This window comes from Pseudonocardia sp. ICBG601, assembly GCF_020496245.1.
The window spans coordinates 25,506-36,963 of sequence record NZ_JAHLJA010000028.1 but is presented as its reverse complement, the minus strand read 5'-3'; the positions used below and the strand labels follow the sequence as shown (position 1 = coordinate 36,963).

Annotated in this window: 8 protein-coding genes and 1 pseudogene; 6 read left to right on the top strand and 3 right to left on the bottom strand. The window is 75.2% G+C overall.

What is annotated here, in order from left to right:
* Positions 1 to 8 precede the first annotated feature (8 nt).
* Positions 9 to 1,706 (bottom strand): GNAT family N-acetyltransferase, encoded by a 1,698-nt coding sequence (locus tag KPL57_RS10375; RefSeq protein ID WP_043279661.1) that lies wholly within the window; start codon positions 1,704 to 1,706, stop codon positions 9 to 11.
* Between the two features lie 100 nt (positions 1,707 to 1,806).
* Positions 1,807 to 2,739: a hypothetical protein gene (locus KPL57_RS10370; protein WP_226351427.1), complete on the bottom strand. Its 933-nt coding sequence runs from the start codon at positions 2,737 to 2,739 to the stop codon at positions 1,807 to 1,809.
* A 296-nt stretch (positions 2,740 to 3,035) separates the two neighbouring features.
* On the opposite strand from KPL57_RS10370, the gene KPL57_RS10365 reads away from it, so the two are divergent.
* Positions 3,036 to 3,812 (top strand): DUF2382 domain-containing protein, encoded by a 777-nt coding sequence (locus KPL57_RS10365; RefSeq protein ID WP_226351426.1) that lies wholly within the window; start codon positions 3,036 to 3,038, stop codon positions 3,810 to 3,812.
* A gap of 110 nt (positions 3,813 to 3,922) precedes the next feature.
* Here the strand turns inward: KPL57_RS10365 and KPL57_RS10360 are convergent, their stop codons facing one another.
* Positions 3,923 to 5,008, bottom strand: a complete 1,086-nt coding sequence (locus tag KPL57_RS10360; RefSeq protein WP_226351425.1) for an alpha/beta hydrolase — start codon at positions 5,006 to 5,008, stop codon at positions 3,923 to 3,925.
* A 198-nt stretch (positions 5,009 to 5,206) separates the two neighbouring features.
* Here KPL57_RS10360 and KPL57_RS10355 point away from each other — a divergent pair, with 198 nt between their 5' ends.
* The 5 genes and pseudogenes from KPL57_RS10355 to KPL57_RS10335 all read left to right on the top strand — a co-directional run bounded on the left by KPL57_RS10355 (position 5,207) and on the right by KPL57_RS10335 (position 11,419).
* Positions 5,207 to 6,376, top strand: coding sequence for a lipase family protein (locus KPL57_RS10355; RefSeq protein WP_226351424.1), 1,170 nt, complete (start codon positions 5,207 to 5,209; stop codon positions 6,374 to 6,376).
* Between the two features lie 70 nt (positions 6,377 to 6,446).
* Positions 6,447 to 7,880, top strand: coding sequence for a GntP family permease (locus KPL57_RS10350; RefSeq protein WP_226351423.1), 1,434 nt, complete (start codon positions 6,447 to 6,449; stop codon positions 7,878 to 7,880).
* A gap of 96 nt (positions 7,881 to 7,976) precedes the next feature.
* A pseudogene (locus tag KPL57_RS10345) lies at positions 7,977 to 8,900 on the top strand (PEP/pyruvate-binding domain-containing protein); the annotation flags it as partial.
* Positions 8,901 to 9,174: 274 nt separating this feature from the next.
* Positions 9,175 to 10,608 carry a PEP-utilizing enzyme gene (locus KPL57_RS10340; RefSeq protein ID WP_226351452.1) on the top strand — a complete coding sequence of 478 codons (1,434 nt, stop codon included), beginning with the start codon at positions 9,175 to 9,177 and terminating at the stop codon, positions 10,606 to 10,608.
* A gap of 154 nt (positions 10,609 to 10,762) precedes the next feature.
* Positions 10,763 to 11,419, top strand: coding sequence for a FadR/GntR family transcriptional regulator (locus tag KPL57_RS10335; RefSeq protein WP_226351422.1), 657 nt, complete (start codon positions 10,763 to 10,765; stop codon positions 11,417 to 11,419).
* The last annotated feature ends 39 nt before the right edge of the window (positions 11,420 to 11,458 follow it).

Below are 11,458 nucleotides of genomic sequence, written 5' to 3'. Positions count from 1 at the left end.
GTCCCGGCTCACCGGCGCAGCAGCCGCAGCAGCGTCGGCGGGCGGCCGCCGAAGCCCTCGGCCTCGAGCACGACGAACAGCACCCGCGGCAGGTCGCGGACGGCGGGGAACAGCACGTAGCGCGGGTACCAGGTGGGACGGAACTTCGCGTTGAACCGGTAGAGCGAGTCGATCTGCCACCAGCGCGAGGCGATCCGCAGCACCCGGGCCCAGCCGCGGGCGACCGGTCCGGCGCCGATCCGCTCGCCGCGCTCCAGGGCGGAGCGGAACATCGCGAAGTTCAGCGACACCCGCTTCACACCGTGGTCCTTCGCGGCCGCCATCAGCTCGGCGATCATCAGCTCGTTGACGCCGTTGTCGGCGTCGGCGGAGCGGATCATGAGGTCCAGCGAGAGCCCGTCGCGGCCCCAGGGGACCAGCTGCAGCATCCCGGTCGGCTCGCCGTCGCGGAACGCGGTGACGATCACCGCGTCCGGGTCGGAGGGGTCCGCGACCCGCGAGGACGCCATCGAGAAGCCACGCTCGTCCTCCGCGCCGCGCCAGCGGTGCGCGCGCTCGGCGATCCGGGTCCGCTCGGCCTCGTCGACGTCGCGCAGCCGCGTCACCTCGACGGTGTGCCCGCTGCGCTGCATCCGGTTGACGGTCTGGCGGACCCCGCGCATGGGGCGCCCGTCGAGGCTGAACGTCGCCGTCTCCAGCACCGCCTCGTCGCCCAGCTCCAGGGCGTCGAGACCGGCCTTGGCCCAGGCGGTCGCGCCGCGCTCGGAACAGCCCAGCACCGCGGGCGACCAGCCGTACCGGGTGCAGATGTCGAGGAAGGCCTCGATGGCGCCGGGCCACGCGCCGACGTCGCCGACGGGGTCGCCCGAGGCCAGCGCGACCCCGGCGAGCACCCGGTAGGACACCGCGGACTTCCCGCCGTGGGCGAACACCGCGGCCTTGTCACGGCGCAGGGCGAAGTAGCCCAGCGAGTCGCCGTCGCGCTGGTCGAGCAGGGCGCGCAGACGCTCCTCGTCCTCGGGGGCGAGCGACGGGCGCGGCTCCGGTGAGCGCAGCAGGTGGTACCCGGCGACGACGAGCGCCACCACCCCGAAGGTCAGCCCGATCGCCGAGGTCAGGTCGTCGAGCCACACGGCACGCTGCTCGAACTGGACCGGGCCGGTCACCCCGATCAGCGACAGCGCCGCGTGCGCGGCCTGCGCGGCGATCGACGGGTCGCCGACGAGCCGGCGCGGGTTGAGCGCGAGCAGCACCCAGACGATGAGGAAGCCGGACAGCCCGAACTGCAGCAGCGACCGGACCGACCGGCCCAGCCCGCCCGGGTCCTGCCGGGCGACGAAGTAGCGGCGCGTGGCGATCAGCGCCGCCAGCAGCGCGACGACGAGCACCGCGGGCCCGATGCCGCGCCGCTGGTCCAGCACGTGCAGCAGGTTGACCACGACGAGGAACGTCGTCGTCGCGGTCGCCACCCACCACGCGCGCTGCTTGCGCCGGCGCAGCCCGGTGGCCAGCAGCAGCAGGCCGACCCCGGCGAGTGCGGTCACGACCAGCGACGCCAGCCCCAGCCCCGCGGGCAGTCCCAGGGTGCTGCGCAGCTCGCCGCCGAGGATGCGCCGCGGCGCGGGCAGTACCGCCGCGACGACGGTCAGCGCACCGACGATCCGTGCCGCCCACACCACGGCGCGCACGACGGCGGCCTCGGACAGCCGTCGTCTGCGGGCCTCCGGGTCCGGCGTCGGGGCCGCTCCGCGGGTGGAGCGGACGTCCCCGCGCTCGTCCGTGGTGTCGCCGGGCGGACCGGAGCCCTCAGAGCCCGTCACGCGTTCCTCCTGTCGATCCCGTCCCCGGTGGCGATCCACCGGCGGCGTCCGAGCGGGCCACCGGACCCGGCAGCCGGGCGCCGAGCGCGTCCAGCTCCGCGGCGACGACGTCGGCCGCCGGGGTCCCCGGCGCCGCGGTCACCGACCCCGACGCTAGCGCCGGGCCCGGCGGCGGCGCGCCCGGCACCGGGTCATCCTGCGTCGCCGCGGTACGCACGACGACCAGGTCCAACGGATCGGGCGAACCGGACGCGGGGTCCGGGCAGCCGTCGCCGCCGGGAGGCCCGGCCGCTGTCGCGACGTCGGCACGCTCGGCGAGCGCCCGGCCCAGTGGGCACCCCGGCGCGTCGGGCGGTCCGGCGAGGGCCCACGCGGCCCGGTCGGTCCGCAGCGCCGGGGAGCCGGCCGCGACCGCGGAGGCACGCAGCCGGGCCGCCGGCACCCGGTCGGTCCACAGCACCACCACGGCCGGCATCAGTCCCGCGGTGACCGCGGCGTCGACGGCGGCGTCGACCGCGGCCGACCCGTCACGGGGCCCGGTCCACACCAGGACGGGGTGGGCGAGGTGGTCGTCGTAGCCGGGCGGGAGGTGCACGGGCACCTCGACGCCGTCGACGGTCAGCACGGTGTCCCGGCCGGGGCCGGTCACCGGCGGGGCGGGCGGCGCCGGCAGGCCGCCGCGGTCCGGTCCGGCGGCCAGTGAGGCGGGCGTCGGGTAGAAGCCGAACCAGGCGTTCGTCGCGACCGCGAGGGCGAGCACGATGAGCGCGACCACGGCCGGCAGGGCGGCTGCCCGCACCGCGGGTCGCCACCGGCCCCACCGGAGCACGAGCAGGACGAGGGCGAGCACGGCCGCGCCCGCGACGGCAGTGACGGTGACGGCCGACCCGAGCGGGAGCAGTGCGGTCCCGGCGAGCACCTCACCACGATTCCACGGCGGTCCCGGGGCCCCGGCGGCGGGACGATCCGTCCCCGTCGTCGGGAACGTCCTAGATCAAGTCCAGAACAGACTGTCCCAAACATGCCGTCCGGGGTCGCCCGTGACGGGAACGTGATGCACCCAGCGTTGTCCCGCAGACGATCCCGTGGGGCCAGCTGGATGACGGACGTCACACGGACGACGGGGAACGGGGTCCCCGCCGCATGCCGGGGCCGTTTCGGGCCGACCCCACCGGTGTTCGACAGCAATCGCACCGAGCCACGGAGGACAGCAGCATGATCACGAAGGACATGACCCGGGAGCTCATCGGTCGCCAGGTCGTCGACAACCACGGCGAGAAGGTCGGCAAGATCGGCCAGATCTACCTGGACGAGCGGAGCGGGGAGCCGACCTGGGCCACGGTCAACACCGGGCTGTTCGGCACCAAGGAGAGCTTCGTGCCGCTGCAGAACGCCGACGTGCACGACCGCGACGTCGCGCTGGGTGTGGAGAAGCAGGCCGTCAAGGACTGCCCGCACGTGGGCCGCTCCGACGAGCGCCTGACCGGGTCGGAGGAGGACGAGCTCTACCGTCACTACGGCATCGGCCAGGGCCGCGCCGACGCCCGCCACGCCACCGGTGAGCGCACCGACCGCACCGGCCGCGACCGCACCGCCCGCACCGGTGACGACGCGATGGTCCGGCACGAGGAGAACCTGCGCGTCGGCACCGAGACCGAGGAGACCGGTCGCGTCGCGCTGCGCAAGTACGTGGTGACCGAGGACCAGACCGTCACCGTCCCGGTGTCGCACGAGGAGGTCCGCCTCGAGCGCGAGCCGATCGACGGCACCGAGGCGACGGCCCGTCCGGGCGCCATGGGCGAGGCCGAGCACGAGGTGACCCTGCACCGCGAGCGCCCGGTCGTCGACAAGACCACCGAGGCCGTCGAGAAGGTCCGCCTGGGCACCCGCACCGTCACCGAGGACGAGAAGGTCTCCGACACCGTGCGCAAGGAGCGCATCGAGGTCGACGACCCGCAGCACGCCCTGCCCCGCGACGAGCGCCGCAGCTGAGCGACGCACCGCGCCACCGGCGCGTCACCGGAGCCCGCACCCGGGCCCGGTGACGCGCCGGACCCATGTCCGGGCCGCGCGGGTACGGCACCGACGGTGCCCCGCGGGCATCAGGACGGGGTGCTGCTCCTGCTCGGATCCGGTGCGGGCGCCGGGACCGGGGAGGCGAGCAGCGCGAAAGCCGTCCGGAGCGCGCCGGACGCCTCGGCGACCGCCTGCCGGGGCCGCGTCCCGATCCCGAGCGAGGTCGCGAAGCCGTGCACCAGGTCCGGGTGGCGGCGCAGCGTGGCCGGGACGCCCGCCTCCCGCATCCGGGCGACCAGGTGCTCGCCCTCGTCGCGCAGCGGGTCGACCCCGGCGGTCGCGACGTAGGCCGGTGGCATCCCGGTCAGGTCGCCCTCGGCGATCCGCAGCCGTGGGTCGTCGCGCAGCGCCTCGGGGACGTACCAGCCGGCCATCGCCTCGATCGCCTCGCCGGTGAGCAGGAACCCGTCGCCGAACAGCTCGCGCGAGCGGGTGTGCCCCTCGAGTTCGGTGACGGGGAAGAACGCCAGGCAGAACACCGGACGCCCGGCCGGGTCGGCGCCGTCGCGGCTGGTCTCGCGGGCCACCGTGAGCGCCAGGCTCGCCCCGGCGGAGTCCCCGCCGACCGCGATCCGGCCCGGGGCCGCCCCGAACTCCTCCGGATGGGCCGCGACGTGCGCGAAGGCGGCCAGACAGTCGTCGACGGCGGCCGGGAAGGGGTGCTCGGGCGCCAACCGGTAGTCCACCGAGAGCACCCGGGCGCCGGACTCGGCGGCCAGCGTCGCGCACAGCTCGTCGTGGGTGTCCAGGTCGCCCGCGACGAAGCCGCCGCCGTGCACGTAGACGAGCAGTGCGCCGTCGAGCACGTCCGGTCCGGGCGGGGGCACGTACAGCCGCGCCCGCAGGTCGGCGACCGCGCCGGGGACCGTCCGGTCCTCGCGTCGCACCCCCGGCTCGGCGGGCCCGGCGACGACGCGGTCGACGAACGACTGGCCCGCCCGCATCTGCTCCGGCGGCGGGACGGGCTGCGGCCGGCGGGGGGTGAGCAGCCGCAGCAGCAGCTGGATGTCGAGGTCGAGCTGCTGGCCGTCGCGGCGGACGGGCGGGCCCGCGATCACCCGCTTCACCGGCTTCGGCAGGGCCAGTACACCGCGCAGGGCTCCCCGTGCCACCCGCACCCGACGATCCACGGCGACCTCCCGCATCCACTCGATCTCTGCCCTCGATTGTGGCACCGGGTGCCGTTGCGTGCCGCTGTGCGCGGCACGCATCACCCGCCGGTCGTCGCCGGATCGCAACCTCCGCCGTCCGTTCCTCCGCCGCCGGATGCTCGTTCAGTCCAGTGGAGATCATCTACGGAGGGGACGTGCATGAGGACGAGGCTGCGTGCGACGGTCGTGGCGGGGGTGGTGGCGGTCGTCGCGGCGGTGGTCGCGGTGCCGCAGGCGATGGCCTCGCCGGACGGACCGGGAGCCGACGGGGAACCGGGTGACGTCGTGTCCGCGGAGCGGGTCCTCACCCCGACGGTGCCCGCCGCGACGGCGACCCGGATCCTCTACCGCAGCCTCGACACCGACGACCGCCCGGTCACGGTGAGCGGCATCGTCCTCACCCCGCTCGTCCCGGCGCCCGGGCCGACCCGGGTCATCGGCTTCGCCGCGGGGACCCAGGGGCTCGCCGACCGCTGCGCGCCGTCGCGGCAGCTGCAGGCCGGCGCCGAGTACGAGGCCACGGCGATCGGTGCGCTGCTGAGCAGCGGCTACACCGTGGCCGTCACCGACTACGAGGGCCTGGGCACGCCCGGCGAGCACACCTACGTCAACCGGGCCGCCCAGGCGCACGCCCTGCTCGACGTCGCGCGGGCGGCCCAGCGTGCCGGCGTCGGCGTGCCGGAGGACGCCCCGACCGCGCTCTACGGCTACTCCCAGGGTGGCGGGGCGTCGGCGGCCGCGGTCGAGCTGGCCCCGGAGTACGCCCCCGAGCTGAACCTCGTCGGCGCCTACGCGGGCGCGCCCCCGGCGGACCTGCGCGCCACCGGCCGCCTGCTCGACGGCGGCCCCTTCGTCTCGCTGCTCGGCTACGCCGTCTCCGGGTTCGACGCCGCCTACCCCGACCTCGGGGTGCAGGACCTGCTCAACGACCGCGGCCGTCAGGTCATCGCCGAGCTGCGTGAGCAGTGCACCCAGGACTCCGTGCTGCGCTACCCGGGCCTGCGCTCGGAGAGCCTGTCCGTCGACGGCCGGCCGATCTCGGCGTTCCTCGACGAGGAGCCCTTCGCGAGCCGGGTGGACGAGCAGCTGATCGGGCGCCGTACGCCCGAGGCCCCGGTGCTCATCGTGCACAGCCTCACCGACGACATCGTGCCGTTCGAGCAGTCCCGCGAGCTGGCGCAGCGGTGGTGCGCACAGGGCGCCGACGTCGAGTTCCAGCCGACGCCGGCCCCCGGGCACGTCGGCGGCTACCCCGCCGGGTCGCCCAGCGCGCTGGCGTTCCTGAAGGCCCGCTTCGACGGGCAGCCGACGCACTCCACCTGCGACTGACCTGTTCGGACGGTCCACGAGCGACCCACCCGGGCGTGCGGCCACCCGGGCCTGACGCGACCATTGCGTCGTGAACTGGTCCGGGTGGTACCTCGTCCTCGTGCTCGTGGCGGCGATCGTCGTGCTGATCGTCCTGATCAACTCGCGGGTCCGGTTCAGCCCGTTCGTGGCCCTGCTGGTGGTGGCGCTCGGCGTCGGGCTCGCGGGCGGCGAGGACCCGGCCACGATCGCCGACTCGATCACGACGGGGGCCGGGGACATCCTCGGCGACGTCGGCCTCACCCTCGCCCTGGGCACGATGTTGGGGCGGCTGCTCGCCGAGTCCGGCGCGACCGGACGGATCGCCGACGCCGTGGTGTCGCGCTCCACTCCGCGCAGCCTGCCGTGGCTGGTGTGCGCGGCCGCCTTCGTCATCGGCGTGCCGATGTTCTTCGAGGTCGGGCTGATCGTGCTGCTGCCGTTGCTGTTCAGCGTCGCGCGCCGCCTGGAGCTGGAGGGGGCCGCGCCGTCGCCGTACGCGAGTGTGGCGATCCCCGCGATCGCGACGCTCGCGACCCTGCACGGAATGGTGCCGCCGCACCCCGGGCCGCTGATCGCCGTCGACGGGCTGGGTGCCGACCTCGGGCGCACCATCGTCGTCGGGCTGCTGTGTGCGGTCCCGGCGATCGTGGTGGGCGGGCCGCTCTACGCACGTCTCATGGCTCCGCGGTTGCCGGTCCGTCCCGACGCCGAGCTGGTCGCGCAGTTCACCGAGACCGGCACCGAGACCAAGACCCCGGCCGGGGTCGGGCCGGACGGCCGCCGCGGGGAGGAGCCCGCCCCGGTTCCGCTGCCGATCGCGCTCGTCGCCGTCGCGGTGCCGGTGGTGCTGATGCTGGCCCGCACGGTGGCCGAGGTCGCCCTGCCGGACGGTGCCTCGTTCCGCCAGGTCACGACCCTGCTCGGCCAGCCGATCGTCGCGATGCTGGCCGGGTTCCTCTACGCGTTGTTCGCGCTCGGACTGCTGCGGGGTCGCCCGGCCGAAGAGCTGCGGACCTCGCTCGCCGACGCGGTGAAGTCGGTGACCGGAATCCTGCTCATCATCGGCGGTGGCGGGGCGATCAACCAGGTCCTCAAGGACTCCGGCATCAGCGACGCCGTCGGTGCCGCCGCGTCCGGGCTGCCGGTCAGCCCGCTGGTGCTGGCGTGGCTGCTCGCGTTGCTGCTGTCCACCTCCACCGGCTCGGCGACCGTCGGCATCGTCGCGGCCACCGGTGTGGTCGCGCCGCTGCTCGCCGGGGCGGGCCCCTGGTACGTGGCGTTGGCCGTGGTCGCCGTCGCCGTCGGCGCCGGGTCGGTCGGCCTGAACTACGTCAACCACGCCGGGTTCTGGCTGGTCAAGGAGTCGTTCGGGATGACGGTGGGGCAGGCGACGCGCTCGCACACCGCCGTGCAGACCGTGGTGAGCGTGCTCGGGCTGGTGATGGTGCTGCTGCTGTCGCTGGTGCTGCCCGCCGGGGCATGACCGTGGCGGGAGCTCCTCCCGCCACGGTCAACGTATAACGCACCCGGGGACTTGCGGCAAGACCCCCGGGCCGCGCCAGACTCTGCGCCTGGCGCCGTGACCTGCGGCGTCGTGGCGACACGGGGGTGGCCGTGCACGGGGTGCTGCAGTGGGACGAGGTCGGCCGGGAACTGGTGGACCTCGTCGGGGGGGAAGGCCGCGCATCTGGGGGAGCTGACCCGGACGGCGGGGGTCGCGGTCCCGAGCGGCTGGTGCGTGACCACCGATGCCTACCGGGCCGTCGTGGGGAGTGCGCCCGGGTTCGACGCGTTGCTGGACCGCTTGGCCGGTCTCCCCGCCGGTGACGACGACGGACTCGCCGCGGTCGCCGCCGAGATCCGCGGCCTGGTGGCCTCCCGGCCGGTCCCCGACGACGTCGCCGCGGCGGTCACCGCGGCCGTCGACCGGGCCCCGGCGGGGACGGCGTGGGCGGTGCGCTCCAGCGCGACCGCCGAGGACCTGCCGACGGCGTCGTTCGCCGGGCAGCAGGACTCCTACCTCAACGTGGTGGGCGCCGACGCCGTGCTCGACCGGGTGCGGGACTGCTGGGCGTCGCCGTTCACCGACCGGGCGGTGGCCTACCGCCGTAGCCGGGGACTGGACCACCGGGCCGTCGCGATGGCGGTGGTGGTGCAGGAGATGGTGGTCCCGGACGTCTCCGGGGTGCTGTTCACCGCCGACCCGGTGACCTCGGACCGGACCGTGAGCGTCGTCGAGGCGGTGCCCGGGCTGGGGGAGGCGCTGGTGTCCGGCCTGGTCGCGGCGGACTCGTGGACGGTCCGCGACACCGGCGGGACCGCCGAGGTCGTCGACGCACGGACGGCACCGCGGACGGTCGCGGTGCGGCCGGCGCCGGGCGGCGGTACCCGTACCGAGCAGCTCGACCCCGACGGCGGGCCGCTGCTCACCGAGGACCAGGTGCTGGCCCTGGTCCGGCTCGGCCGGACCATCGAGGCCGGGTTCGGGAGCCCGCAGGACGTCGAGTGGTGCCTGTCCGGCGGCCGGTTCCAGGTCGTCCAGAGCCGCCCGATCACCACGTTGTTCCCGGTGCCCGACACCGACGACGACCGCTTCCACGTCTACCTGTCGGTCGGCTACCAGCAGATGATGACCGATGCGATGCGCCCGCTCGGGCTGTCGGTGTGGCAGATGACGACGCCGCGCCCGATGGCCGAGGCGGGCGGGCGGGCGGCTGTTCGTCGACGTCACCGACGCCCTGGGCACCCCCTCCGGACGTGCCGGCCTGCTCGCGGTGATGGGCCGGTCGGACCCGCTGATGGCCGACGCGCTGCGCACCGTGCTCGACCGCGGCGTGGTCGAGCTCGGTGCGGACCCGGCGGTGCCCGCGCCGGTGCACGGTGCGCCGACCACGGAGCCGCTCGACCCGGACCCCGCACCGGTCGCCGAGCTGGTGGCCGAGGGCAGGGCCTCGGTGGCGGAGGCGGCCCGCCGGATCCGGGGCCGCGTCGGGCCGGAGCTGTTCACCGCGATCCGCGAGGACATCCCCGAGCTGCGGGCGCGGCTGAGCAACCCGCGCAGCACCCGGGTGTTCATGACCGCGATGGACGCGGCGTACTGGATCGACGAGCACGTCGGCGAGTGGCTGGGGGAGCGGCCGTCGGACGTGCTGACCCGGTCGGTGCCCGACAACGTGACCTCGCAGATGGGGCTCGCGCTGCTCGGCGTCGCCGACGCGATCCGCCCGTACCCGGAGGCGGTGGCGCTGCTGCGCCGGGCCGACGACGACGTGCTGGAGCGGCTGCCGTCGGTCGAGGGCGGCACGGTGGCCCGGGACGCGATCCTCGGCTGGCTCGACGCCTACGGGGCCCGCTGTGTCGGCGAGATCGACATCACCCGGCCGCGGTGGCACGAGCGGCCGGCCGCGCTCGTGCCGTTGATCCTCGGTCACGTCGACGGCGAGGAGCCCGGTGCCGGGCGCCGCCGGTTCGACGAGGGCCGCCGCGAGGCCGAGGCGACCCGCGACGACCTGCTGGCCCGGCTGCGCGCAGGCGTCGACGGCGAAGCCCGCGCCGCGGCGACGGCGCTGATGATCGAACGGTTGCGGACCTTCATCGGCTACCGCGAGTTCCCGAAGTTCGGCATGGTCTCCCGCTACGCGATCTACCGGGCCGCGCTGCTCGCCGAGGCCGACCGGCTCGTCGCCGCGGGGGTGCTCGACGACCGCACCGACGCCTACTACCTGCGGTTCGACGAGCTGGAGCAGGTCTCGCGGACCGGGCACGCCGACCTCGCGCTGGTGCGCACCCGGCGGGCGGAGTTCGCCGTGCACGAGACGCTGGCCCCGCCGCGGGTGCTCACCTCGGACGGCGAGTGCCTCCAGGGTTCCTACCACCGCGACGACGTGCCGCCCGGAGCGCTCGCCGGGCTCGCGGTGTCGGCCGGGACGGTCGAGGGCCGCGCCCGCGTCGTCGCCGACCTGTCCGGCGCCGCACTCGAACCCGGGGACGTGCTGGTCACCGCCTACACCGATCCCAGCTGGTCACCGGCGTTCGTGACGATCGCCGGGCTGGTCACCGAGGTCGGTGGGCGGATGACCCACGGTGCCGTCGTCGCCCGCGAGTACGGTCTGCCCGCGGTGGTCGGGGTGGAGCACGCGACCCGGCTGATCCCGGACGGCCGGCGGGTCCTGGTGGACGGCGGAAGCGGGCTGGTCGAGATCCTCGACTGAGGCATGTCGAGAACGGGGCCGGGGGCATCCGCGTCGCGCTGACCGGTCGCCCCCGGTCCCTTGACAGCGGCCGCCCCGCCCAGCACCCTCGTGCATCGTGAACCTGTCAGACAGCCGGACAGTCGGACAGCACGGTCCCCGTCGCGTCAGCGCGATGGAGGCCGTGCTGTCCCACCTGCGCGCCACCATCGAGCGGGGCGAGTACCAGGTCGGCGACAAGCTGCCCGCCGAGGCGGCGCTGAGCGCGGAGTTCGAGGTCAGCCGGTCGGTGGTCCGCGAGGCGCTCCGGGGTCTGCAGGCGCTCGGGCTGACCGAGTCGCGGACCGGGCGGGGCACCTTCGTCGCCGCGACCGGTCCGACCGACGACCCGACCTTCGGTGCCTACAGCGCCCGTGACCTCGTCGAGGTCCGCCGGCACGTCGAGATCCCGGTCGCGGGCTACGCCGCCCTGCGGCACGAGGACGCCGACCTCGACGAGCTGTGGCACCTGGTCGGGCGGATGGACGCCGAGACCGACGACGCCACCTGGGTCGCGCTGGACTCGCTGTTCCACATCACGATCGCGCGGGCCTCGCGGAACCCGGCGTTCACCAAGGTCATCGAGGAGATCCGGGAGGCGCTGGCCGCGCAGTCGTCGTTCCTCAACAAGCTGGGCGACCGGCGCGAGCAGTCCAACGTCGAGCACCGGCGGATCGTCGCCGCGATCGCGGAGCGCTCCCAGGAGCGCGCCGCCGCCGAGATGACCGCGCACCTGGGCCACGTCGAACGGACGCTGGCCGGGATCGTCCGCGAGGGCGGCGCGACCCGATGAGCGGGGCCACCCGGACCACGGGCCACGGCACCCCGGCCG